General features: G+C 67.3%; 26 protein-coding genes. 8 read left to right on the forward strand and 18 right to left on the reverse strand.

Going from position 1 to position 24,184, the window contains the following annotated elements; translation table 11 throughout:
* Positions 1-129 precede the first annotated feature (129 nt).
* The gene (locus NS6_RS01160) at positions 130-1,101 is read right to left on the reverse strand and encodes a TAXI family TRAP transporter solute-binding subunit (protein WP_084470516.1); all 972 of its coding nucleotides are present in this window, start codon (positions 1,099-1,101) and stop codon (positions 130-132) included.
* 991 nt (positions 1,102-2,092) lie between these two features.
* On the opposite strand from NS6_RS01160, the gene NS6_RS01165 reads away from it, so the two are divergent.
* Together NS6_RS01165 and NS6_RS01170 are read left to right on the forward strand one after the other, a co-directional pair.
* Positions 2,093-3,064 (forward strand): GlxA family transcriptional regulator, encoded by a 972-nt coding sequence (locus NS6_RS01165; protein ID WP_068035355.1) that lies wholly within the window; start codon positions 2,093-2,095, stop codon positions 3,062-3,064.
* A gap of 54 nt (positions 3,065-3,118) precedes the next feature.
* The gene (locus NS6_RS01170) at positions 3,119-3,451 is read left to right on the forward strand and encodes a hypothetical protein (RefSeq protein ID WP_068035357.1); all 333 of its coding nucleotides are present in this window, start codon (positions 3,119-3,121) and stop codon (positions 3,449-3,451) included.
* A gap of 60 nt (positions 3,452-3,511) precedes the next feature.
* On the opposite strand, the gene NS6_RS01175 is transcribed toward NS6_RS01170, so the two are convergent.
* The 3 genes from NS6_RS01175 to NS6_RS01185 all read right to left on the reverse strand — a co-directional run bounded on the left by NS6_RS01175 (position 3,512) and on the right by NS6_RS01185 (position 6,805).
* Complete coding sequence (locus tag NS6_RS01175; protein ID WP_084470517.1) at positions 3,512-4,864, reverse strand: CoA transferase; 1,353 nt, start codon at positions 4,862-4,864, stop codon at positions 3,512-3,514.
* Between the two features lie 74 nt (positions 4,865-4,938).
* Positions 4,939-5,334 carry a DUF2784 domain-containing protein gene (locus tag NS6_RS01180; protein ID WP_068035359.1) on the reverse strand — a complete coding sequence of 132 codons (396 nt, stop codon included), beginning with the start codon at positions 5,332-5,334 and terminating at the stop codon, positions 4,939-4,941.
* A gap of 40 nt (positions 5,335-5,374) precedes the next feature.
* Entirely contained in the window at positions 5,375-6,805 is a 1,431-nt protein-coding gene (locus NS6_RS01185) for an SDR family NAD(P)-dependent oxidoreductase (protein WP_068035361.1), read from the reverse strand.
* 197 nt (positions 6,806-7,002) lie between these two features.
* Between NS6_RS01185 and NS6_RS01190 the strand changes: the two genes are divergently transcribed.
* The 3 genes from NS6_RS01190 to NS6_RS01200 all read left to right on the forward strand — a co-directional run bounded on the left by NS6_RS01190 (position 7,003) and on the right by NS6_RS01200 (position 9,717).
* Positions 7,003-8,148: an acyl-CoA dehydrogenase family protein gene (locus NS6_RS01190; protein WP_068035363.1), complete on the forward strand. Its 1,146-nt coding sequence runs from the start codon at positions 7,003-7,005 to the stop codon at positions 8,146-8,148.
* Positions 8,138-8,791, forward strand: coding sequence for a TetR/AcrR family transcriptional regulator (locus tag NS6_RS01195; protein ID WP_068035365.1), 654 nt, complete (start codon positions 8,138-8,140; stop codon positions 8,789-8,791). The genes NS6_RS01190 and NS6_RS01195 overlap by 11 nt, the downstream gene beginning before the upstream one ends.
* Positions 8,792-8,961: 170 nt before the next feature.
* Positions 8,962-9,717: a hypothetical protein gene (locus NS6_RS01200; protein WP_068035367.1), complete on the forward strand. Its 756-nt coding sequence runs from the start codon at positions 8,962-8,964 to the stop codon at positions 9,715-9,717.
* Between the two features lie 93 nt (positions 9,718-9,810).
* Here NS6_RS01200 and ligD read toward each other — a convergent pair whose 3' ends face one another.
* The 7 genes from ligD to NS6_RS01235 all read right to left on the reverse strand — a co-directional run bounded on the left by ligD (position 9,811) and on the right by NS6_RS01235 (position 14,845).
* Positions 9,811-10,821, reverse strand: coding sequence for a non-homologous end-joining DNA ligase (gene ligD / locus NS6_RS01205; RefSeq protein WP_068035369.1), 1,011 nt, complete (start codon positions 10,819-10,821; stop codon positions 9,811-9,813).
* Complete coding sequence (locus NS6_RS01210; RefSeq protein WP_218024241.1) at positions 10,818-11,903, reverse strand: ATP-dependent DNA ligase; 1,086 nt, start codon at positions 11,901-11,903, stop codon at positions 10,818-10,820. Before NS6_RS01210 ends, ligD begins: the two co-directional genes overlap by 4 nt.
* A 107-nt stretch (positions 11,904-12,010) precedes the next feature.
* Positions 12,011-12,400: a cold shock domain-containing protein gene (locus NS6_RS01215; RefSeq protein ID WP_068035371.1), complete on the reverse strand. Its 390-nt coding sequence runs from the start codon at positions 12,398-12,400 to the stop codon at positions 12,011-12,013.
* 24 nt (positions 12,401-12,424) lie between these two features.
* A complete protein-coding gene (locus NS6_RS01220) occupies positions 12,425-13,531 on the reverse strand; it encodes an SPFH domain-containing protein (protein ID WP_068035372.1) in 1,107 nt (368 codons plus the stop codon).
* A 21-nt stretch (positions 13,532-13,552) separates the two neighbouring features.
* Positions 13,553-13,783 (reverse strand): NfeD C-terminal domain-containing protein, encoded by a 231-nt coding sequence (locus tag NS6_RS01225; RefSeq protein ID WP_068035374.1) that lies wholly within the window; start codon positions 13,781-13,783, stop codon positions 13,553-13,555.
* A gap of 45 nt (positions 13,784-13,828) precedes the next feature.
* Positions 13,829-14,452, reverse strand: a complete 624-nt coding sequence (locus tag NS6_RS01230) for a TetR/AcrR family transcriptional regulator (RefSeq protein ID WP_068035376.1) — start codon at positions 14,450-14,452, stop codon at positions 13,829-13,831.
* A gap of 72 nt (positions 14,453-14,524) precedes the next feature.
* A complete protein-coding gene (locus tag NS6_RS01235; RefSeq protein WP_068035378.1) occupies positions 14,525-14,845 on the reverse strand; it encodes a DUF6191 domain-containing protein in 321 nt (106 codons plus the stop codon).
* A gap of 258 nt (positions 14,846-15,103) precedes the next feature.
* Between NS6_RS01235 and NS6_RS01240 the strand changes: the two genes are divergently transcribed.
* Positions 15,104-15,790, forward strand: a complete 687-nt coding sequence (locus tag NS6_RS01240; RefSeq protein WP_068035380.1) for a phosphatase PAP2 family protein — start codon at positions 15,104-15,106, stop codon at positions 15,788-15,790.
* Positions 15,791-15,797: 7 nt separating this feature from the next.
* On the opposite strand, the gene NS6_RS01245 is transcribed toward NS6_RS01240, so the two are convergent.
* The 4 genes from NS6_RS01245 to NS6_RS01260 are packed head-to-tail and all read right to left on the reverse strand — an operon-like array spanning position 15,798 to position 21,173.
* Positions 15,798-17,111: a pyridoxal-phosphate dependent enzyme gene (locus tag NS6_RS01245; RefSeq protein WP_157112574.1), complete on the reverse strand. Its 1,314-nt coding sequence runs from the start codon at positions 17,109-17,111 to the stop codon at positions 15,798-15,800.
* Positions 17,108-18,610, reverse strand: coding sequence for an alanine racemase (locus NS6_RS01250; RefSeq protein WP_084470518.1), 1,503 nt, complete (start codon positions 18,608-18,610; stop codon positions 17,108-17,110). Before NS6_RS01250 ends, NS6_RS01245 begins: the two co-directional genes overlap by 4 nt.
* Entirely contained in the window at positions 18,607-19,896 is a 1,290-nt protein-coding gene (locus tag NS6_RS01255) for a heavy-metal-associated domain-containing protein (RefSeq protein ID WP_068035382.1), read from the reverse strand. Before NS6_RS01255 ends, NS6_RS01250 begins: the two co-directional genes overlap by 4 nt.
* Positions 19,893-21,173 (reverse strand): aminotransferase class V-fold PLP-dependent enzyme, encoded by a 1,281-nt coding sequence (locus tag NS6_RS01260; protein WP_084470519.1) that lies wholly within the window; start codon positions 21,171-21,173, stop codon positions 19,893-19,895. Before NS6_RS01260 ends, NS6_RS01255 begins: the two co-directional genes overlap by 4 nt.
* A gap of 159 nt (positions 21,174-21,332) precedes the next feature.
* Here NS6_RS01260 and NS6_RS01265 point away from each other — a divergent pair, with 159 nt between their 5' ends.
* Complete coding sequence (locus NS6_RS01265; RefSeq protein ID WP_068035384.1) at positions 21,333-21,752, forward strand: pyridoxamine 5'-phosphate oxidase family protein; 420 nt, start codon at positions 21,333-21,335, stop codon at positions 21,750-21,752.
* Positions 21,753-21,758: 6 nt separating this feature from the next.
* Here the strand turns inward: NS6_RS01265 and NS6_RS01270 are convergent, their stop codons facing one another.
* From NS6_RS01270 to NS6_RS01280, 3 genes are all read right to left on the reverse strand, one after another.
* Positions 21,759-22,193 (reverse strand): CBS domain-containing protein, encoded by a 435-nt coding sequence (locus NS6_RS01270; protein ID WP_068036026.1) that lies wholly within the window; start codon positions 22,191-22,193, stop codon positions 21,759-21,761.
* 122 nt (positions 22,194-22,315) lie between these two features.
* Positions 22,316-22,567 (reverse strand): hypothetical protein, encoded by a 252-nt coding sequence (locus tag NS6_RS01275; RefSeq protein ID WP_068035386.1) that lies wholly within the window; start codon positions 22,565-22,567, stop codon positions 22,316-22,318.
* A 226-nt stretch (positions 22,568-22,793) separates the two neighbouring features.
* Positions 22,794-23,591 (reverse strand): SAM-dependent methyltransferase, encoded by a 798-nt coding sequence (locus NS6_RS01280; protein ID WP_068035388.1) that lies wholly within the window; start codon positions 23,589-23,591, stop codon positions 22,794-22,796.
* Between the two features lie 357 nt (positions 23,592-23,948).
* Between NS6_RS01280 and NS6_RS01285 the strand changes: the two genes are divergently transcribed.
* Positions 23,949-24,167 (forward strand): DUF397 domain-containing protein, encoded by a 219-nt coding sequence (locus NS6_RS01285; RefSeq protein ID WP_068035390.1) that lies wholly within the window; start codon positions 23,949-23,951, stop codon positions 24,165-24,167.
* The last annotated feature ends 17 nt before the right edge of the window (positions 24,168-24,184 follow it).

Consider the following 24,184-nt stretch of genomic DNA (forward strand, 5'->3'; position numbering starts at 1 on the left):
TCGATGCGAATGACCGATCCGTCACGAGGGCGGGGTATCTTCCGACACGATTCCTCGAAGGGGACCAGTTGCAGGGTATGCGGGTTCTTGTTTTGTCTCCCGTCCGGAGCCTCGCCCACTGAGCGCTGATTACCCGTGCTGTGCCCGATAGTAGGTGGACGCTGCCGGATGCAATGGAACTTGTCCGGTGCCCACCAGCCATCGCCGGTCCAGGAACTGGAAACCGATGGTCTGTGCGGGCACCAAGAGGTCGCCTCGAGTGAGCAGAAGCTCTGCGATGGCGCTGACGGTGTGGTCACTCAGGTTCGGCGCCGCCAGCAGAATTGTCGGCACACCGAGCGTGTCCACCGTGGCGGAACCCGGGTAGATATTTCCGGGCACGCTGACCGTGTCGTACGGGTAATCGACCAAACCGGACAGCGGCGTCACCCATTCGGCGAGATCGAGCAGACGCAATTCGACGGGGAACTCGAATGTAGGAGTAGGGACCTCGTCGCCCCAGAGAATGGCCTCCACGTTCCCCTGTTGCAGGGCACGAACCGCTGCCGGCAGCATTCTGTGCTCGACGGTGACATCGGAACCGGCGGCGAGACCCGCTGCCTGTAATAATCGCTGTCCGGTTCGGGCGGACCCCGAACCGGACAGTCCCAGATCGATGCTTCTACCGCGGAGGTCGCCGAGTTCGCGGACTGTGCTGTCGGGACGAACCGCTACCTGGATATAGCATTCGTGCACGCGTCCGATCGCGGCGGCCGCGGTCGGCAATTGCACGGAATCTCCCAGTGCGAGTGCGGTATCTATCTCCCCCCGCGCCAACAGCCGGAGGTTGCTCACCGAGCCTTCCGTGACAACCGGTTCGATGCGGATCGTACTGAATTTCGCTGCCGCCGTCGCGAGTGCCGAGGCGAATTCATGGAATTGCCCGCCGGGTTGGGCAGTGCCCATGCGTAGCAGGGTGCTCGGTTCGGCGCATCCGTTCACGAGCCCGGTCGCCGCCAGCCCTGCCGCGACCGTGAATGCGCGCCGCCTGCTGACGGTCCGGGCGGCGCGGGGCGATGACGAAACCGCCGCTGGGCGATCGCTGGTATCGGAATGGATCATTGGTGGCGGGATGCCTTCGGCCGATGGAACCGAGGGTCCGGTGGAACCGGCGACATATCCGATGTCGAGCGGATTCGGGATAGGTGCGATGAAGGAACCGGGACGGGGGCGAACTCGAACCGGAGAACTTCGGAAGAATCCCTTTGGAGCGCGTTGCTGTGCATCTATCGCGTTCCAGACCTGCTTCTACTATTCGGTGGCCGAGTAAGCATCACCGTCGTCGGCTGCTTTGAACCCGTTGAAAGGCAATCCTAACCAACTCGCGCTCGACGTCAATCTGTGAGATTCCGGCGGAGACCCGCATCGATCGGGTTTCGGCCGCGGATCGTTCGGGCCTGATGACACCGGTCGCGCTTGCCGTGGGTGGCAGCAACCCCGTCCGTGCGACGAAGACGTGGTGTGCGGCGTCCTGATATCCCGTTGGCGCACGATATGTCGGCGTCGAGGCTGCGCACGGCGGGTTGATGCCGGGTGATGGATCGGGCACTGCCCCACCCATTTCCGATGGGCCGGAGTTCTTCGGCCGGGTGTGTACGAAGGTAAAGTTGCGGCGCACCCCGCAGCGCCGCAACCATACTTTCGTACACACCGGCCACGCTGAAAGATTCATGGCGGGGTCGTCTGCAGCGCGCACGAGATTTCGAGGGCGGTTCGCCGGCCGCGATATCCGGCCGGTTGCTCGGAAAAGTGTGCGGTGTGGAGGCGGATGCGCCGTAGACCTCGTTCACGCGCCCGGGCCGCGGGTCGCGCAGTGCTCATATCCGGCGGTTCACCCCGATCTCGCGTGCTCATACGAACAACGGTGCGGTCGCCGGACGCGACAGCACCGTTGATCTCTGAGGTTACTGTGTGGGACAGCCCGATCGGAGGGGCGGAAGCGACAGGATGCGATCCATTTGCGACAGGCCCGGCAGGCCGGTATATCGCGCCACGCCGATGTAAAAGACCGATCGGTTTTCATAGGACGTTTTACGATCCGTATCCTGCCAGCGTGGATGTGGGTATTTTCGTTGTGGACGGCGTAGGTGAACTCGGCTTGGGCGCCCTTTACGGGGCGTTCAGTACTGCGAACGTCCTGCGCAGTGAACTCGACCATCCACCGGCCGCGTGGAACGTGCACACGGTGTCACTCGGTAGGTCGGTGCGGTCGGGTAGCGGAAACACCGTGCAGACCATCCCGCTGGGCGAGGTCTCGACGTCGTTCGATGCGCTGGTGGTGGCGGCGGTGAGCGTTCTGGAGCCCGATCCGCTGGTCGCGCTCGTCTCGGCCCCCGGTAACGCGTGGCTCCTCGATCGGCTACGCAGCGCACGTGAGCAGGGTGTACATCTCGCTGCCGCCTGTACCGGGACGTTCTTCCTGGCGGAAGCCGGTGTCCTCGACGGATCGCCGGCGACGACCAGCTGGTGGCTCGGGACGAGCTTCCGCGCGCGTTACCCGAGAGTGGATCTGGACGAGCGCAGCATCGTCTGCCACGGCGACGGCATCACCACGGCCGGCGCCTCGCTGTCCCACATGGATATGGCCCTGTCTCTCGTGTACCGCACCAGTCCGGAACTGGCGGAACAGGCACGGCGGTATCTCGCGTTCGACGGCCGCGCCAGCCAGGTGCCGTACGTCATCCCCGAGGTGGTCGCCCGGGGCAACCCGCTGATCGTCGCGTACGAACGCTGGGTGCGCGAGCATATCTCTGAGCAGTTCCTGATCTCGGGCGCGGCGCGTGAACTGGGCGTCACCGAACGCAGCCTGCAGCGCGCCACCCGCGCGGCGCTCGGGATGTCGCCCAAGGATTTCGCCGACGATATCCGGCTCGACCGGGCGACCCGGCTTCTGCGGACGACCGGCCTCACGGTCGAAGGGGTGGCTCGGGAAATCGGCTATGTGAACGCCAGCGCCCTGCGTGCGCTCATCCGCCGGCGGCGGGGGCTGTCACCGGCGCAGATCCGGGCGCACAGTGGCCTGTGAGGCCCGGACGGCGATTGCGGTGGCGGCGCCGCAATTCCTCCCTACACTGACCGCATGTATGTTCGACGGCTGTTCGCCGTAGCCGGGTTCGTGGCCACACTGTCTCTGGGAGTTTCTGCCTGCACCGCCACCGGCGCGGGTGCTACCAGCCAATGCGATGTCCAAGGGTGCACGGTGACCTTCGATCGCGGCGTGGACGCGAAGATCAGCGTTCTCGGCGTGGACGCCGAACTCGCCGCCGTGGAGGGCAATGTGGTGACACTGAAGGTTGCCGGCCAGGAGGTGACAGTGCCGATGGGCTCGACCGAATCCGCGCAGGGCCTGGACCTGTCGGTCCGTGAGATCACCCAGGAGACGGTCGTGGTGCAGTTGTCCACCGGTCTCTGACCTCGGCGCCCCCGGTACCGGTGTGCGTGCCGATCCCACCGCGGTGCCTCCCGGGTGGGATCATCTCGGCGCGCGGACCGGTGTCTCGGCCCAGCGCGGTTCGGCGCGACCGTAATCGGGGGCCGGGAAGGGGTAATCGGGGAATTCGGCCAGCGCGGGTGCGGCGGTGACGGTCTGTCCGTGCGTCACCGTATTGCGCGGGCCGGGCACCGCGGGTGCGGGATGGTCGGGGTTCCGGCCACGTTCGGACAGCAGCCAGGTGGCGGTCCGGGCCAGTGAGGCCCGGACGTCCCGGCCGAAACCGTCCCCGGTCCGGGCGGCGAGCGCGTCGACGACACCGGCGGCGAGTAGATAACCTGAAGCATGGTCGAGGGCCTGGGCGGGCAAGGCTCCGGGGAGCGCGGAGGCGCCCTCGATCACCGCGATACCGGTTGCAGCCTGCACGATGCTGTCGAAGCCGCGTCGGCCCGCCCAGGGACCGGCGAACCCCCAGGCGCTCACCCGGGCGTGTACCAGCCCTGGCCGGCCGGCCAGACCCAGCCGCTCGAGCGCGCCGGGCCGGTACCCCGTCACCAGGACATCCGCGGCGTCCAACAGGCACTCCCAGTGCGTATTCGGCGTCCGCAGATCCAATAGGGCCGAAGATTTTCCTTGCCCGGTATCGGCGAACTGCCATGGGATCTCCGGCAGTCCGGGCGGGTCCACCCGTAGGACTTCGGCCCCGAGTAGCGCCAGCGCGCGGGTGGCCACGGGCCCGGCGATCACCCGGGTCAGGTCGAGCACCCGCACACCCTGCAACGGCTGATACGGCGTGCCGGACACCGGCAGCGTACAGCGCCGCCGGTCCGACCGCTCCACGACAGCGACCAGCGGGCCGGCGGCGGCCGAACCCGCTTGTGGATGGGCTCGCCACTGGGCCTCGTCGCGTACCCGCACCGCTATCGCGCCGCGGGCCGCGGCCAGCTCCTCGAGGTCCGCGGCGCGGATCACGGCGATCTGGGACTCGGCCTGCTCCACGGGGGCATCCGCGGGTAACTCGAGCGCGGCCAGCAGGCGGGCGCGGTGATGCGGATAATTCGCGTGCGTACGCACCCAACCGTCGAAGGTGGGGAAGAAACCGGACAGATCGGCAAAACCGGCCACGGGGGCGCCGTCGATCCGCAGCAGCCGGTCACTGGTGAACGATGCCGCGATCCGTTCCGGGTCGAGGCGATGCCTGATCGGTGCCGTTCCCGCGGCCTCGCGATAGCGGTCGGCCGCCGCGATGAATGCCTGGACGGATCCGGCGGCCAATCCACACACCGGCAGGGTGGCGGCGAGATAGCGCCCGGGGTCGGGCCGTTCCACCGGCTCCGACGCGGCAACGCCCGCACCGTCCTCGTAATCACGAACCAGCCGTGCTCCCACGTCCACTGCTCCGAGCGTACTGGCGTGCGGCGCGGGCGATCCTCGGGTTACCGGTTGGCACAGCGATTTTCATCACACCGTCACCCGGGGTGCGCAGAGTTCAGACGAGGGTGCGCCCGGTGACCCGCCCGGATCCGCCACCACCAGCCGGCCCACGACACCAGCACACAGATCGCGACCAGTATGCGTACCTCGGCCAGCATGCTCTCCGGATAGATGACGCCGGTCAGGTAGTAGTCGATGAACCCCTCCGGTGGCAGTCCCTGGACCCCCGCGCGTTCACGTGCCCAGTTCTCGGCATAGGTCAGCGGGCAGTCGTAGCCGATCAGGACCGTGCCGAAACCCCAGGCTGCTGCCGCGCCGTGCAACCAGATCGTGCGCGGCAGTCGCCAGGCAACGAAACCTCCCACCACCACGTAGCCGATGAACAGCACATGCACGGCGGCGGTCAGATCGGCGAGCAGCCGGTACCACACCCTTCCAGGGTATGTCCTGATCGCGATGGCCGCGCCGGATTCACCAGGGTGAGGGCCGGTAGTCCTTCAGGAAGCAGCCGTAGAGGTCTTCACCGGCTTCGCCGCGCACGATCGGGTCGTACACCCGGGCCGCGCCGTCCACCAGGTCCAGTGGGGCATGGAAGCCCTCGTCGGCCAGCCGGACCTTGGTGTAGTGCGGCCGTTCATCGGTGATCCAGCCGGTGTCCACCGCGGTCATCAGGATACGTTCGGATTCGAACATCTCACCGGCGCTGGTGCGGGTCAGCATGTTCAGCGCCGCCTTGGCCATATTGGTGTGCGGGTGCCCCGGCCCCTTGTAGCCGCGGGAGAACTGGCCCTCCATGGCCGAAACGTTCACCACATACTTGCGGCGAGCCGCCGCCGCGGCGAGCGCCGGGCGCAGCCGGGACACGAGGATGAACGGGGCCACCGAATTGCACAGCTGCACTTCGAGTAGTTCGGTGGGGTCGACCTCGCCGACCGTATGCACCCAGCTGTTGGTGTGGGCCAGATCGGGGACCAGGCCGCCGGCGTCGATGGCGACCCCGCGGGCGATCCGGTCCGGCGTGGCCGAACCGGCCACCAGTGCCAGTTCGGCCACATCGGCGCCGGTGAGGCCGGGGGTGAGCGAGGCGGTGAGGGCGGTCGGATGCGCGCGGGTGGTCTGGCCGAAGGTCATCGTTTCGGGGAGTGCACCGGCGGGAAGCGGATCGGATTCGGCGGCGGCCAGGGCACTGTAGGCGCCAGGGGAGCGGCGGACGGTCTGTGCGGCGTTGTTGATGAGAATATCGAGCGGCCCCTGGGCCGCCACATCATCGGCGAGCGCGACGACCTGGGCAGGATCACGCAGGTCGATGCCGACGATCCGGAGCCGGTGCAGCCAGTCGGCGCTGTCGGGCTGGGCCGCGAAGCGGCGGATCGCATCGTTGGGGAACCGGGTGGTGACGGTGGTGTGTGCGCCGTCGCGCAGTAGCCGCAGCGCGATGTACATACCGATTTTCGCGCGGCCACCGGTCAAGAGGGCGCGGCGGCCCGACAGATCCGTGCGGGCGTCGCGGCGGTCGTGGCTTGTCGCGGCGCAGTCGGGGCACAATTGGTGGTAGAAGGCGTCGACGCGGGTGTACTTCTCCTTGCAGATGTAACAGCCCCGCGCCCGCAGCAGGGTTCCGGCCGACGCGCCGGTGGTGGCCGAGCTGATCGGGATCCCGGCCGTTTCGTCGTCGATCCGATTCGGCGACCCGGTGGCGGTGGCGGCCACTACCGCGCGATCGGCGGTGAGTTCGGCCTGCCTGGCGGCGATGCGGCGCTGCCGTTTGAGCTGCTTGAACATGCCGCCGACGGCGCGCTGGACCGTGATCGAGTCCGGGTGGCCGGGGTCCAGCCGGCCCGCTTGTTCGAGTACTCGCAGACAGGTGGTGAGGTCGTTCGGATCGATGCTGGTCGCGGCCATCGGTGCGGGGATGTCCATTCGTGAGCTGGGAAAGCGTGCCCACCATTGTGGCAAGGCGGGGGAGCAGGCCTGCGACCGGGCACGAAGGTCATCGCGACCGCTTCGTTGACATCGCGCCAATAGTGCGGGACAGTCGTTCCCGAACGGTCCGGCACCCAGGGTGCCGAGCTGATGATCACGAACCGAAGGATGCGGATATGGCACGCCCCGCGTGGAGCGACGACGAGGTCGAGGCGGTACGGGAACTCGCCCGCACCTACTTCGAAAAGGAAGTGGTGCCGCACGAGGAGCGGTTCATCGAACAGGGCCACCCGGACAGAGAGCTGTACCGGCGGGCCGGTGAACTGGGCCTGCTCTGCCCCGCGGTAGCCGAGGAATTCGGTGGCGGTGGCGGCACCTTCGCCCATGAGGCGGCCATCATCGAAGAGCAGGTGCGCGCGGGCGACGGTGCTCTCGGCATCCCGGTGCACAGTTCGATCATCGCGCCGTATCTGGCCGAATTCGGTTCCGACGAGCTGAAGAAGCGCGTCCTGCCCAAGGCCTGTAGCGGCGATATGGTCCTGTCCATCGGGATGACCGAACCGGGTACCGGTTCGGACCTACAGGCGATCACAACCCGTGCGGTGCGCGAGGGCGACGAATACGTGATCACCGGTTCGAAGATCTTCATCTCCAACGGCTGGCTGTGCGACGGCATCATCATCGCCGCCAAAACCGACCCCGAGAAGGGTGCGGCCGGGGTGTCGCTGCTGTTCGCCGAGGTGAGCGACGATACTCCGGGGTTCACCCGGGGCCGGATCCTGTCCAAGATCGGCGGGAAGGGGCAGGACACCGCGGAGCTGTTCTTCGACGGCCTGCGCGTTCCGGCGGCGAATCTGCTCGGCGGGGTCGAGGGGCAAGGCTTCTACCAGATGATGCAGTTGCTGGCCCAGGAGCGGCTCGTCACCGCGATCATGGCGGTAGCGATGATGGAACGCGCGGTCGAACTGACCGTCGAGTACACGAAGGGCCGCGAAGCGTTCGGTAAGCCGCTGTTCGCCATGCAGAACACCCGATTCGAACTGGCCGAATGCGCGACCATCGCCCGCACGAACCGGGTTTTCCTCGACGACTGCCTCACCCGGCATCTGAAGGGTGAACTCGATATCCAGACCGCGGCCATGTCCAAGTACTGGTCCACCGATCAGCTCGGCATCGTCGTGGACCGATGCTTGCAGCTGTTCGGCGGCTACGGGTACATGACCGAATACCCGATCTCGCAGCTCTACACCGGTGCCCGGGTTCTACGGATCCTCGCGGGCAGCAACGAGGTGATGAAGGATCTCATCGCCCGTGGGCTCTGACCTCGAAGCCGACCCGGTCGGGAACGGGGCCGGGGCGCCGGTACGGCGGCGCCGCCTCGAACCCGACGAGCGCCGGGCCCAGATCCTGGCCAAGGCGATCGATATGTTCGGTGAGCGGCCCTACGCCGCGGTATCCACGGCTGAACTCGCGCAGCGCGCCGGTGTGGCCCGGGGACTGATCAACCACTACTTCGGCAACAAACGCGACCTCTACCTCGCGGTGGTGCGCCGGATGGTGACCCTGCCCCGGCCCGACGATCTACGCGTTCCCGAGGGCACCGCCCGGGAACGGATCGACGCCAGTGTCCGCTGGCTGCTCGATACGATTTCCGAGCACGGCAGCACCTGGGTGAAGGTGACCAGTCACGAAGGGGTCGGCGACGATCCCGAGGTGCAGCAGATCCTGGACGCCGCCGACGATGCGGCGGCCCAGCGGCTGCTGCTGATGATCGGCCTGTCCGGTGCGGAGGCAGCAGAGCCGCGCCGGGCGATGGTCCGGGCCTACGGCGGGCTGGTGAAAGTCGCGGGCCGCGAATGGCTCACCCGCGGCACGATGACCCGCGCCCAGGTGCACGCACTGCTGGTCGATGTCCTCACCACACTTGTCACCGAATCCCTTCCGCGAGTGAACGGGGAGAACTAACCGGCCGTCATGGGTCTCGTTATGGAAAATCACGGCGTGTCGGATGGACATCTGTGATCCGCGCAACTCCGGGTTCCCGCAACGGCCGGTCCGATCCCGCTTATTCTTGGCGCAACGCCGGACAGGTCGACTCCTCGGGGTCCCCCGGCCGCAGTTCGAAGGGATCGCGCATGGCATATTCGCAGCGCTGGCCGGAGGTACCGCAGGAGCACGAGGCGGGCCCACCTCCGCGGGCGCGGCGCCGGCCGGAACCGCATGAGGAACCCGAGGATCTCGACTACTCCGAGGATCCGGCTTTCGACACCGAGCGGCCCGTTGTCAACCCGTACGCCGTCGTTGCGCTGGTGGCGGCTCTGGTGCTGCTCTTCCCGGTCGCCCTCGTTTTCGGACTGGTCGCGTTCACCTATCCGCGCGGCCGGTTCATGGCCTTCGCGGCATTCCTGCTCGGCGCGCTGGAGGCGGCATTGCTGGTGGCGTTCGTCGTGCTGCCTCGTGATCGGGTATCGGATGCGTACTCCCGGGTCGGCGACGCGCTAGGGGTGACCACCGCCTCCGCGACCGCGGCCGGTGTTCCCGCCGAGGGCCCAGTGGAAAGCGCCACCGCCGTCTCCGTCCCACCCAGCGCGACGCCGCATACGCGGCCGCCGGTCGGCCGCGCCGAGCCCGAGGCACCGGTCGTCGCCGAACAGGGCACTGCCTGCCCGGAGCCGGCTCTGATCGGGGCGGCCACAGACGGCACCACCCTGCTGTGCCTGGCCGGCGCCGAGTCCGTCACCGGCCCTCAATGGTCCGGGCCGCACCGGATCGCCGCGGCGGTACGTGACGAAGGCGGAGACTGCACTGCCGGTGCGGGCGCCACCGCCCGCAGCGCCGGCGGCCGGGCACTGGTCTGCGAGGACGGAATCTGGGCGTTGTGGGTCTCGTGAACCGACAACAGTCGCTGTCGGCACGCGCCCCGGCCCGCCCCGGACCGCAAACGACCACCGTGATCACGGAACATGCCCGGGACCTCCGTGGGCTCAGCCGGCCGGATCCGGCTTGCGGGCGCGGCTGGGCTGGACTCGGGGCGGCTCGTTCGGCATCTTGGGGTATTGCGGCGGCCACGGCGCGTCCATGAGCCCGGCCGCCAGATCGCGCTCGGACCACTCCAACAGCGGTTCGATGGATTGCGGAGGGCGATCCGCCCACGGATCGCCGGTTTCGGCGAGCCGCGCCGGAACGGTCGCGATCGTCAGCTCCTCGGGCACGACGGTATCCAGCTCGGACCAGCACAGCGGGGTCGATACCTGCGCGCCGACCTTCGGCCGCACACACCACGCCCCGAAAACGGTTTTGTGTGGAGCGTTCTGGTTGTAGTCCACGAAAACCCGCCGGCCGCGTTCCTCTTTCCACCAATGGGCGGTGATCTCGTCCGGATACCGGCGCTCCAATTCCCGCGCCAGCGCCACAGCGGCGGCGCGCACCTGGTAACCGTCCCAACGCGGTTGCAGCGCGATATACAGGTGCAGTCCGCGGGAACCCGAGGTTTTCACCCACGTCTCGATACCCAGTTCGGTACACAATTCGCGGGTACGCAGCGCCGCGGAGCGCAGTTCGTCGAACCCGATCCCGGGTGAGGGGTCGAGATCGATCCGGAGCTCGTCGGCGATCCGTAACTCCGCGGCATGGTTGGGCCACACGTGGAAGCCCAGGCAGCCCTGGTTCACGGCCCACAGCACATGCGCCATATCGTGTGCCACCAGCGCATCGCTGGTAGTGCCGTTCGGGGTGGACACCTCAACGGTGTGCAGCCAGTCCGGCGCCGATTTCGGCACCCGCTTCTGGAACCACGATTTTCCCGACGCCCCGTCGGGGTAGCGTTCCAGCAGCAGCGGCCGCCCACCGTTCACGTGCAGGAATGCCTCGGCGACGCTCTGGTAGTAGCGCACCAGATCGAATTTCGTCTCGCCGCGGCGGGAAAAATACACCTTGCCGGGGTTGCTGATGGTCAACACCCGCCCCGCGACCTCGATATCGACGGATTCGCTCATTTCGCCACCGCGGCCCCGAAGATCTCGTGCAGTTCGGCCGGCGCGACTTCCTCGAGCTGAGCATAGGTGCACGATTCGGGGGTGCGGTCGGCGCGGAAACGGACCAGCCGGCCGCCGTGCCGGAAACGGCCGGACTGCACATGTTCGTACCGGACCTCGGCCACGAGTTCGGTACGCAGTGGCTCCCAGGACAGGTCTTTACCGGCACTCCACCGGCTGATCCCGCCGGGCATCGAACCACCGGATGCGGCCTGCGCCGCGGAATCGGCCCAATCGCGCCACGGGTGGTTGTCGAGCGCGCGCTCCCGGTAGGGCTCGAGCTCGTCGACCAATTCTTTACGGCGGGCGGCGGTGAAACTGCTGGCGACCCCGACGTGATGGAGACCGCCCTGGTCGTCGAAGAGACCGAGCAGCAGCGATCCCACTCCCGCGCCGTCCTTGTGCCAGCGGAAGCCGGCTACCACACAGTCGGCCGTGCGCTCGTGCTTGACCTTGAGCATCACCCGTTTGTTCTGCTGATACGGCTGGTCGTCCGCCTTCACCATCACCCCGTCGAAACCGGCGCCCTCGAACCGGGTGAACCAGTCCCGGGCCAGGGCCGGATCACCGGTGAGCGGGGTGAGGTGAACCCGGCCCGGCGCAGTATCCAGGATCGATTGCAGCAGACCACGGCGTTCGCTGAACGGCGCGGTGGTGAGGTCACGGTCGCCGAGTGCGAGCAGGTCGAACGCGACGAAACTCGCAGGTGTTTCGGCAGCGAGTTTGGCGACCCGCGACGCCGCCGGATGCAGGCGCTGCTGCAGAACATCGAAATCGAGCCCGTGCTCGGTCACGACGACGATTTCCCCGTCCACCACGCACTGCTGCGGCAACGCTGCCTTCAGCAGTTCCGCGACCTCGGGAAAGTATCTCGTCAGTGGCCGGTCGTTGCGCGATCCGAGCTCGATCTCATCGCCGTCGCGGAAAACCACGCAGCGGAACCCGTCCCATTTGGGTTCATAGCTGAGCCCGGGGCCGGGCGGGATCTCGGGCGCAGTTTTGGCGAGCATGGGCCGCACGGGCGGCATCACCGGTAGATCCACGCGGTCCTCCTCGGGTCGGATCCTCACCCGAATCGACGTCGCAGCCGACGTCGATTCACCGCCCCCGAGCATAGGAGTTCCTACCGACAACTCGGCGGATCCACGCGTCAGTCCGTGATCCAGCCCTGAACTCCGGCGAAATCGGTGAGCCGTTCGCGGATCACGACGATCTCCCCGGCGGTGAGTGCCGGGGAGGCATCGAGCAGTAGTTCGGTGACGAGCCGGGTGTATTCGGCGGCGGTGAGCCGGGAACCGCCGCCGCCGGCTCCCGGTTCGGGGAGGGATCCGGACACTCGAGGTGACCGGAGATTGACCGCTTTCGGCCCGCGGTCCCCCTCGGTGACCTCGAACTCGAAGATCCGTCCCTGACGCAGTTCGTCCTCGCCGAGGCCGATATCGTTGACGTGGACGAATACATCGGGTCCACCGTCCTCGGGCCGGATGAAACCGAATCCCCGCGATCCGTCGAACGACACCAATTTCCCGCTGGCCACCACACACTCCTCGCCGCAGTTACGCGGTCACTCTATATCCCGCTTTTCCGCATCGTCGGCAATAAGCGCCTTTTGCAGGGAGTTGAACACGGTCAGACCCTGCCCGACCATGCCATTGAGCAGTTCGCCGACCCCGTCGGGCCCGTTGAGCACGGTCAGGTTCGCATTCGACAGGCCGCGCGCGGCCTGTTCCACGATCAGCGGCAGCTGCTCGATCAGCATCTGGTCGAGCGCGATCCGGTTGTTCGACGCCGCGGCCTCGGCCTGGATCCGGGTCCGGTTCGCCTCGGCCTCGGCCAGGATCCCGACCCGGTCGGCCTCGGCCTGTGCGGGTTTGACCACTTCGGCCTGCAGTTGCTGTTCGCGCAGGTCGGCTTCCTTGCGGGCCTGGGCGGCCTGGGCGCTGAGCACCTCCTGCTGGGCCAGCGCCGCGGCCAACGGTCCGGCAGCGGCCGCTTCTGCCTCGGCCTTGTCGATATCGCGCTGGTAGCTCGCCTTGAGGATCGAGGTCTCACGCGAGTATTCGGCCTGTTTGCGCAGCGATTCCTGTTCGGCTTCGGCCGACCGCTGGGCCGCCTGCGATTTGGCGATCTGGGCGTCGCGGTGCACAGCGGCGTTGTGCGGGGCGGCCAGGGCGGAGATATAGCCGAGGTCGCCGTCGTCGATGGACTGGATCTGGAACGAATCGACCCACAGACCGATATTGCTCATCTCCACCTTGGAGGCCACCAGCACCTCGTCGGCCAGGCGCTGACGTTCGCGAATGATCTCCTCGACCGTCATCGAGCCGACGATCGACCGCAGATGGCCGGAGAAGATCCGCCCGGTGAGCACCGACATCTCCTGTTCCTGTTCGGAGAGGAAACGTTGCGCGGCATTGACGATCGAGGCGGTGTCGTTGGCGACTTTGAAGGCGATCACCGCCCGCACCTGCAGTTGAATGGCCTGTTGGGTGACGCAGCGTTCGGAGATCTCCGCCTCGAACATGGCCAGCGACAGATACCGGACCTTGCGAAAGAACGGCATGACCCAGGAACCGCGGCCGATGATCACCCGGAACGGTGCCGCATCGCTGCTCTTGGCGCCGCTGACCAGCATCGCCTCGTCGGGATCCGGGACGTGATAACCCAGCACGGAATGACTCCTCGCGTTCGTCTATTCGGACGCCGGGTCCGGGGCGAGGGGTATCCAGGGCACCACATCGGCGATACGGCCGGAATCGACCGCGATGACCAGCACGGTGCTCCCGGCCGCAATGGCTTCGGTTGCCCGTGCGATGTAGCCTTCGGTTCCCCCTCGAACGGCGACCAGGACCTCACCCAGCATCCCGGGGCCTCGGATCGGCGAGATCAGCTTACCCGTCGACCCGATGACTTCGTCGTGCAATTTCCCGAACCTCCAAGCCGTGTGGCGGTTTCCGCCTCCGTGAGGTTACTGGTAGAGCGTGCGGTAGGCGCCGAGCATCGCGACCAGATGATCGACGATCTCCTCGCGTGTCGCCCGCAGCGAACCGTTCAACCAGGCCGACAACATCCCGGCGTTCCCGCTGGCCATGGTGACGGCTGCGAGCCGGCGCCGTACGGGATCGTCGATTCGGGCGAAGAGATGGTCCTGGATGAGCCGGGTGAAGGCGGGCATCACCGAGATGGTGGTCTGGCCGAGCCCGGTGCTCGAATAGGGTTCGACCAGGAGCAGGCGGGATTTCCGTGGGTCGGCGAGCACTTTGTCCACCAGTGCCTCCGACAGCGCCCGATCGCGGGAGGAACCGTCGGCCACGGCGAACACGGTCATCGGTTCCAGGAAGTCCTCTGCTGTCTGGCGGTAGAGCACATCGAGCAATTCGTCGCGGCTGGCGAAACTTTCGTAGAAGTATCGGTCGGTGAGGTTGGCCCGGCGGCAGACCGCCCGCATCGTGACCCCACCGGCGCCCGCCTCACCGATCAGATCGAGCGCCGCCTCCAGCAGCGCACTGCGCCGTGCCTGCCGGCGCTCCGAAAGCGTGGTGCCGCCCCAGATCCGGGGCCCGCTGTCGTCCGATCGCTGGTCTGCATGCACCCGTCCACACTAATCTGCCGCCGCAGGCCGCCCGGCCGGGTGGTCGTCGGCAACCGGCCCGCGGGCGGCCGGTCAGGTATCAGCGGCAGGCCCCGGCGGCCGGGCGATCAGTACGGCGTGACCCCGGTCGAGGTCGATCCGATCCCGCGGCGGAGCGCCGTCGCTGTGGTCCTCGCGAAGCATGGACTGCGCCGCCCGCTGGTCCAGTTCGCGGCGTTTGGTGCCGTACCAGAAGGCGGTGATCTCCTCGACCCCTGCCGCAGCGAGCCGGGTGGAGGTATCCCCGCCCGGAGCGTGCCCGGTCTTCGGGAACCGGGTGTAGACCCAGCGGATCGCTGCCGCCGCAGCCAGCAGCATCATGAAACCCGGGGCGCCGAGGAAGAGGAGTTCCACGAGTGCACCCTAGTCGGCCACCGGACCGGCGGGTGAAGCGTGGAGAGCAGGAGCACGGCGTCGCGGGCTATGTGCGGACGACTCGTCGGCGTCGCCGACCGGGCACGGACAGGTGCAGCGCCGTCTTCCCCGCCCTGTCGCGGTAGGTCGTGCCGGCCGGGGCGTTCGAGGTGATGGTCGGCGACCGAGGCGGATCGGGCCCGGCGATGTGGACCGTGTCCGGTTTGGGGCAAATATCAAGCAGCTATCGTGAAATGCATGGTCTTGTTCGCTGTGCTGCTGTTCGCCGCGTTCGCCGCGCTGACCGGGGCGGTGCACCTCGGGGCCGTGGCCGGGTTCGATACGGCGATACACGAGTGGTTCCTCGGTTTTCGGGACGAATCCCTGACCACCGGCGCGGTGGTGATCACGCACGCGGGCGGGACAGTGGCCATGTGGATGCTGGCGCTGGTGGCCTGCGGAGGGTTGCTGTGGCGTGGCCGTCGAGCGGATGCGGCGCTCGTCGCGGGCGTGGGCGCGGTGGCAGCCGTCGCGGTGCCGGTATTCAAGGACCTGATCGGCAGGGTTCGCCCACCACTCGACGACCGGCTGGTCACGATCGACAGCCCGGCTTTCCCTTCCGGGCACAGCGCCGGTGCGGCAGCGGTGATCGGCGTGCTGTCCGTGCTGTGTTGGCTGCGGTTCCGGCATCGGGTCGCAGTGCGGATCACGGTGCTGCTCGCCGCGGTATTCGTGGGCCTGGTCGGCTTGTCCCGGGTCTATCTCGGTGTGCACTGGGCGACCGATGTCCTGGCCGGCTGGTCGCTCGGTGGGCTGCTGGTGCTGCTGGGTGTGCTGATGCACCGTCGTGCCGGCCGATCCGCGCGCCCCGACACCGTTGCCGCGGAGCTCACTGTGTCCCGTCCAGGTGCCGAGGCGGCATCCGCCACCGGTATTGCGGGCTGAACCCCGGCTACCCTCGTTCCAGCTCGAGGCCGGCCGCCCGCCAGCCCGCGATCCCACCGTCGAGGCTGTAGGCGAGATGCCCGGTCTGCTGCGCGGTGGCGGCGAACTGCCGGGAAATATCACCGGTGGGGCAGGTGAACACCACCGGATGCGCCCGGGAGAACGGTGTGCCGTGCGTGAACAGATCGGTGAGCCGGTCGTCGGGGATATTGATCGCACCCGGTATATGGGCGATGCGGTAGGCCATCGCACCGCGGGTATCGACCACCACGGTGTGCTGCGTGCGGATCGTCTCGGCGAGCTCGGCCGGGCCGAGTACCGCCGCCTCGGCGAGCTCCGCGGGACCTGGGGTCCGGCGTCCGGTATCGCGGCCGAACAGTTCCGGGCGCCGCTGCCGGATATAGGAAAGGTATGGTTCCAGCCGATCGCACACGATGACCACGGCGACCACGGCCCCGCCGCGGACGGGTCGCGCCAGCACCTCCCGGGCGGCGGCGTAGGCCGCGCCACTGGTGGGTCCGGCCAGGATCCCGTAGCCGGTGGCGAGTTCCAGGGTGCCTTCGATGGCGGGGCCGGATTCGACGGTGACGATCTCGTTGTAGAAATCGGGCTGGAACAGTCCCACCTCCCACATCTCCCGCTCCGACCGGATACCGGGGATGAAATCGCCACGGTCGGACACCACGGCCACCGTTCGCAGCTCGGGATGGAATTTGCGCAGGTAGCTTCCCGCGCCACGGCTCGAGCCGGTGGTGCCCAGGCCACCGATGAGGTAGTCGACGCGATCGATACCGGCCGCAGCGAGATCCTCGTGAATTTCGCGGCCGGTACCGTCGTGATGCGCGGCGATGTTCTTTTCGCTCGTGTACTGCGACAGGTGCCGGAATCGCTCCGGTTCCGCCGCCATGGCGTTCTCGATTGCGGAATAGACGTCGTCGGGGGTGGTGGGGTCCGGGCATTCGGACAGTCCGGGCAGTTCGACGATATCGGTGCCCAGTAGTCGCAGCAGGTCCCGTACCTCGCCGACTTTGATCCGGTTGGTCATGGCTCGCAGCCCGATACCGTGCATTGCTCCCAGGACACGCAGTGCCTTGGCGGTGTTTCCGCTGGACGCCTCGATGAGGGTCCGGCCCTCGGCGCGTACGGTATCGAATTCGTCGCGCAGCATCGCCCAGGCGACCCGGTCTTTTACCGAACCGAACGGATTGTGCGATTCCAGTTTCGCGTACAGGTCGACGCCGTCGAGCCCGTGTACGGCCGGGTCGAGGTGGAGCAACGGAGTGTCACCGATCAGATCGGTGATGTGCTGATAGATCGTCACGAGACCTCGGGGGATAGTGATTCGCCGCCGGACGGCACCGGGCGGAACTCGGCGTCCGGGGTGGCCCGGAAAGTACCGTCGCGCCACTCGATCGCGACCTTGTGCGCCGGTGGGTGCATGGCGGCCGCCGCGGCCGACAGATCGGAATGGTAAGCAGCCGTATTGGGGAATACGACGAGATCGCCGGGCCGGGGAAGCCACGGCAGCCATATCTTGTGTGCTGTGATGAGGTCGCGCTCCAGGCACAGCCGGCCCGCGAGATAGACACCCACCGGGGCTGCGGGCGGCGCGGGCGGACGTCCCGGCAACAGCAGCGGATCGGCCATCACCTCCTGATCCGCCGGTGTCACCGAATCACGGCTGAGGTCCAGATGGACGAGCACACTGCCGTCGGCAGCCTCCTTCACGAATTCGACTCGGGCCAGTGTGATTCCGGCGAGATCGGCGAGGGCTTTCCCCGGTTCGAGCCAGATCTCCAGCAGGTTGTCGTCCGCAACCCGGCCGATTCCGCGCCCACCGTGCCGTTCGAGCGGCGCGGTCAACACCTCGGTGAGCATGTCGTCGGCTGCCACGGTATTGGCATATTTGTGAAAGACCGGTGTGCCACGCACCGAGGTGCCGTCCACCTGGTATCCGAACGTAGTGGCACCCCAGCTCATCCGGGGACCGCGACCGTTAAGACCGTCGCGCAGCCGGTGCACATACTCGTCGAACCGGCGCGCGTCGGCCGTGAAAACCTGACGCAGGCCGCCGCCGATATTCAATACCGATGGCAGCAGGCCCCGTGCACATGCCCGTTCCAGCAGGTCGAAACAAGTCTGTGCGGCCCGGAGCCGTTCCGCGATATCGCCGGTGTCGAGATGGAAGGCGAGCCCGCGGAAATCGAGCCGATCACGACTGCTCGTGAGGATATCCAGTGCGGGCTCCACGGAACTCACCGGTATGCCGAACCGGCTCGGCCGGGAATCGGGGAATCCGCTGATCCGCAGCAGCACCGGGATGGGCGCCGCCGGCCGGGCGAGCCCGGCCAGGGTCTCGAGCTCCCATTGATTGTCGACATTGACCGTGACCCCGCTGTCCGCGAGAGCCCGCAGGAACTCCTCGCCCTTCGGGCCGGTGACCTCTATCCGATCCGGTGTGAACCCCGCCTGCCGAGCCGATTCCAGCTCTCCGGCCGAGGCCACGTCCACGGATGTGCCCAGCGCCGAAGCAGTGCGCACCAGCGCGGCGGATCGATTCACCTTGTGGGCGTAGCAGATCCGGTACCTCACCCGCGTCGTGTCGAATACCGCGGCCAAGCGGGTGAGGTTGTCGGTGAACACCTGTGGGAAGAGCAGGTGCAGGGGAGTTCCGAACCGGTCGGCCACCCGGTCGAGCGCTGCCCGGTCGGCCAGGAAATCTTGTACCAGCGGATCCCAGCGTGCCGGTAACGCGGGCAGTAGGGCAGTATCCGGCGCGGACCGGGTATCGGGTTCTGGGGTGATGCGTCGCACGGTCATCGTCCGGGCGCCGCCGGTGTCGTGCCGGTCTGCCGGTCGGCCGGGTTGTATCCGCCGTCGCGTAGCGCCTCGAATGCCCGGGCCCGGTTTCGCGGGCTGCGGAATTCCGCGATCACCTGTTTACTGTCGAGGTCGATATCCACGACCCGGATGTCCATGGATTCCAATACGCCGCGGATGGTTCGCACACAGTGTTTACAGGTCATATCGGGTACGTAGAAGGTCCGGTCCTCGGTGGCCACGGGTAGATCTTCGGGCGCGTCGGCGGCCGCCCGCGCCGCCACCGGTTCGCATCGGGCCACGAGGTCGCCGAACACCTCGACGAAATGCTGGGCGACGAGCGGAAGCAGGCTGTAGTTCTCCCCGTCGGCGCGATGGGTGACCGCCGCCAGGCACACCGGATGTTCGTCCACCGGTAGCAGCGCGTACTGGCGGGAGATGAGGTCGAGGTCGTCGTGATAGCGAGCGATGGCCCCGGCGGCGGACAAGCCCTCGTCGGTGGTGGCCCGATGCATCACGTGGTGGGCGTCGGCGATGGTCTCCTCTTTCATCGCCCGCAGGGTCGCGACCGTCTGCTCCGGATAGCGGACGGTGCCGTCGGCGGTGACCCGTAGATCCACCGGGATCATGCCGCGCCGGTAGGTCGAAGCCTGGAGTTCCCAGAACCACCGGGTCGCGACTGCGGTAAAGATTCCGGAATCGAAGAGTCCGCGCGCGAATTCGGCCGCGGACGGGTATGAGGTCCGGCCCGCCAGCAGGGCATGCTGGGCGAGCGCGCGCCCAGCGGATTCGACCCCGACCCGGAAGATATCGATCGGCTCGTGGTCGGTGGTGGTCGCCGCAAGGACCTCGCGCGCCGCGGGCCCGAGCGCGGCGATACGCTCGGCCAGCGCACCCTCGGCATCGATCTGTTCCCAGAGCACCAGCACCGCCTCGCGGGTCGCGATGGGGATCTGCGGCCCGAACCCGTCGTCGCGGTAGAACCCGGTGTTGGGTATGCCTGCACTGTCGGTCCAGGTCATCCGGTGGGTCGCGGAGGTGACCTCGCCGGCCGTGCACGGCCGCATGAACCGTTCCAGGTACAGCCGCTGCGAGAAGGTGAGGTGAGTGCCGGGCTCGGGCAGCAGTTCGGTCGCGATGTACTCGAAACGCCGTGTGGGACGCGCCGCGGTGGGACGGAAAAGTCCGGGCCGGGCCAGCTCGGCCAGAATCTGCGCGGCGGTACGTCGGTGGTAACGGGCCGCCGTCTCGGTACTTCCGGTGGATATGCCGGTCTCGATGGTCATGAAATCTCCTCGGCCAGGGCGCGGACACGGTCGGTGAAGCGGTCGATATCGTCGGTGCCGGTGTAGATCTGGGTACTGACCCGGACGGCGTCACCGGCGGCGCCACCCGGCACGCAATGCGCACCGGTGCGGACCAGGAAGCCGTATTCGGCGAGCACGAAACCCAGATCGGCCGCGGAGATGCCGTCGAGGGTGAACGAGACGATGCCATGGCCGGTATCGGGCCCGCCGTATGCTGGGCCGGGCAGGAAATCCACTCCGCCGATTTCACGTAGTCCGGCCAGCAATCGGTGCGTCAACGCGGTGTTGTGCGCCGCGACCGCGGACATCCCGTACGACTCGAGGAGCTCGAGGGCGGTGCCGAGGGCGAGGATGCCCGGAATGTTGGGGGTGCCACCCTCGAGCAGCCCGGGCATCCCACCGGGTTCGATTCCGGTGGCGGTGAACCGTACATCTGTCGTCCCACCGGGCAGGAACGGACGCAGTTCCGGGTGGACCCGGCGGTGGCAGTACAAAATGCCGGTGCCGGGCGCGGCAAACATCTTGTGCGCCGCGAACACCGCGAAATCGGCGGCCAGCGCGGTCACCTCGACCGGGATATGACCGCCGCTCTGGCTGCAGTCGTAGCACAGGAGCACCTGCTCGGGTAGTAGCGAACGGATATCGTCCAGGACGGTCGCGCTACCGAAAACATGGTGCAGATGGGTGACGGTGAGCAGCCGGGTGCGCGGGCCGGCCTTCGCGACGATATCGGTGAGGTCGGCGGCCCCCGTTTCGGTCACCCGGTAGGGCACGAGATCGATCCGCCGACCGAATCGGGCAAGAGTGTCGCGCAGGAGATACCAGGGGTGGACGTTGGCGGCGTGGTCGCGCGGGCTGTAGAGGATCTCGTCTCCGTCGCGGAGGGCAGTGAGCCCCCAGCAGAGCGCGACGGCGTTCAGGGCCGCAGTCGCGCCGCCGGTGAAGACGATCTCATCGGAGTGGGCGGCGCCGACGAACCGGGCGGTATGTGCCCGCACCGCGGCGATCTGCTGGGTGAGCGCGGTCGCCCATGGATAGGTTCCACGGGCGGCGTTGGCCGTCGCGGACGCGTGATACTTCCGTACCGTCTCGATGACTGCGCGCGGCTTCTGCGTTGTGGCCGCACTGTCGAGATACACCTCGCCGGCCTCGGCGAGGGCGGGGAACGATTCCCGTACTTGTGGTGAGAACAGTGCGTCGGCAGTGGTGGGGCGGGCTTGCGCCGAGTGATCCCGGCCGGGCAGGGGGCATGGCATCGTGCTCGCTCCCTCCGCCGATCCGCCGGACTGCAACAACGATACCGATCAGCGGTAAACACGCCCAGTATCTTTGGCAGGCAATCAGTTTGGGGTGGCCGGCAGGAGCTCTGCCGCCGCGTCCCCGGTTTTGTCGGGGGTGCACGTTAGGGTGCGCGTATGTCCCTGAACCCCGAAGAACGACAGTCCTTCCTGGCCGAACCGCATATCGGTGCCCTGTCGGTTTCCGCCGGCCCGGACCGCGGGCCGCTGACGCTCCCGATCTGGTACCAGTACACGCCGGGCGAAGATCTGTGGGTCATCACCGGCCGGGAATCGGCAAAGATGCGGCGGATCCGCGCCGCGGGCCGGTTCAGCCTGATGGCGCAGCGGGTGCAGCCGACGGTCCGTTATGTGAGCGTGGAGGGGCCGGTCACTGCGGTGGAGCCGCTGCCGGATGCCCGCCACCGCGAGATGGTGGCGCGTTACCTTCCGCCGGACCAGGTGGAGGGCTACCTGGCCTTTGCCGCGGCCGAACTGGGGGAGCACGTGACAGTCCGGATGCGGCCGGAGCGCTGGCTTTCGGCGGATCTGGGCTGAACGGGTTCAGTACCCGCCCTGTAGGTAGCCGACGAGCTGTTCACGCTCCGTCGTGAGTTCGGACAGCGCGCTCTTGACGACATCGCCGATACTGACGATGCCGGTGAGGCGGCCCTGGTCGACCACAGGAAGATGGCGCACCCGGTGATCGGTCATGATCCCCCGGAGCCCGTCGACCCGGTCGCCGGGGCTGCAGGTCCGAACCTCGGTGGTCATGATCCGGGTGACCGGGAAGTCCAGGAGCGCCGCGCCGTGCCGGTGCAGGCCGCGTACGACATCGCGCTCGGAGACGATTCCGGCGATACGATTGCCGTCCGGGGAGACGACGGCGGCACCGATATTCTGTTCGTCCAGCAGTGCGAGTAACGCGCGGATATCCGTTTCGGGCCGGACAGTCGCAACGGTGCTGCCCTTGGTGTTGAGGATTTCGGCGATACGCATGGTCACCATCCACATGAGCGCGGGATTTCAGAATCCCGCGGCCGGGGGAGGAATACCAGCACGAATCGGCATCGACCGGACGCCGTCGTATCGGCTGGGAAAGAAACAGCAGTCCAGTGGGGTTATTCGTCGTCGAGTCCGGCGGACAGGTAGGCCGCGGCGGCCAGCCACTGTCGGCATTGGGGGCCGTGGACATCGTGGATGTGCAGGATGGCGCGGGCCTGGCGGTAGGTGAGTACCGGTGGTTCGGCGCTGCAGTCGGCGCCCGCCTCGGGCGCGAAGTGGTGCAAGGGTTCCGGTTTGTGCCCCAGGGTATGGGTACCGGGAACGCTTCCGACGGCGTTCCGGTGGGGACTTCGGAATGGCTGGATCATTCGGTTGCCCCTCACGTGCGATGGTGCGGGGGCGACGTTCCGGCTCGGCGAAGCGACCGGAAGATGGTGCGTATCGCCCCTCGTGGTGGTGCGAGTCTATGTCGCCGTCACTTACAAATGCAAGTACATCTGCAAACAACATTCGAAATTTCATTCGGCGCGATGACCGGCCTTCTGCATGCCATCGGCCCAGCGGCACTGCGCTTCTCGCCGGTCGCGGGCCGGGTTACGGTTTGCGGGCCACGCCCCCGTACGCCGGAATCGGTCGGTCGCTGCGGGGTGCCGGTTCCTCCGGATACCACTGTGCCACCGAGGTGAATCCGGGATCGACCGGCTCGAGGCCGTCGAACAGCGCACGGATCTCGGACTGTGGCCGCGGCCGGTAGGACTCGCCACCGATATCGGCGGACTCGGCGCACAGTCGCACATAGCCGGCATCGTCATCGGTGCCGTCCCAGAGTACGAGGTAGCTGCCGGCGGTGGTCGATTCGAGCACGGTGTGCACGATGCGGCGCCTCTCCGCGACCCTCTGAGCGTGGCCGAGGACGCCCATGAACATCACCGCTACCGGCCGGGTGAAGTTCAGGATGTGGCGGGCGTCGGCTACGACGATCTCGGGGTGGTGGTAGTCGGTGTCGATATAGGTGGCGACCCCTTCGTCGGTGGTGCTGGTCAGCAGGGTGCGGGCGTGAGCCAGCACGACCGGGTCGTTGTCCACGTACACGATCCTGGATTCCGGTGCCACACTCTGGGCGACCTCGTGGGTGTTCTGCACGGTGGGTAGTCCGGTGCCGATATCGAGGAACTGACGAATCCCCTTCTCGGCGGCCAGGTATCGCACGGCACGGAAGAGGAACCGGCGTGACTCCTTCGCCAGCGTCGAAATTTCGGGATAGACGGCGCTGCCCGCATCCGCGGCGATTCGGTCGACCTCGTAGTAGTCGCCGCCGCCCATCCAGTAGTTCCAGATCCGGGCAGGGTGCGGGATATCGGTTCGGATGGTGCGCTGGTGCTCGTCGGACATGGCGGACTCCTCGGCGGTACGGCCGGATGCGTGCCGGAGGATGCGCCACGGCCGGCTCTCGGGCTGGTGGAACCGGTGTCGGTTTGCGACAGTACAAGGCCCGTCGGTGGGCCCTCGGCAGGCGCGCGGCCTTGCCGGATCGTGTGGTGCTCGGTTGCTGTGCGGCCGGTTCTCCGGCGTCGGGAGAGTCGGGCGGTGGGCGCCGGAGCCCTCCCGGAAGCACGTGGGGGCGCGTCGGCGAACTTCGTGCTATCGTCCTGATGTCGGTGCAGATGCAAGAACACTTGCGAGTGCATCTGTAAGGACCGGCGGTATGCGACGAGTGGTGTCAGCAACCATGAGCAAGGAGTAGGTCCTATGTCGGAAGTAGCCAATCGGGTGGTCGGAGCTTGGCGCAAGAGCACCTTCAGCAATCCGAGCGGGAACTGTGTCGAGTTTGCCGAAGCGGCCGGCGACCTGGTGGCCGTGCGTAATTCGCGTTTTCCCGACGGCGGTGTGCTCTTCTATACCCGCCCGGAGATCGAGGCGTTCCTCCAGGGCGCGAAAGCCGGAGAGTTCGACGATCTGGCTGTATGAGAGGTAGCATGGGCCGT

The organism is Nocardia speluncae NBRC 108251 (genome assembly GCF_001613245.1).
GTDB classification, from domain to species: Bacteria; Actinomycetota; Actinomycetes; order Mycobacteriales; family Mycobacteriaceae; genus Nocardia; species Nocardia speluncae.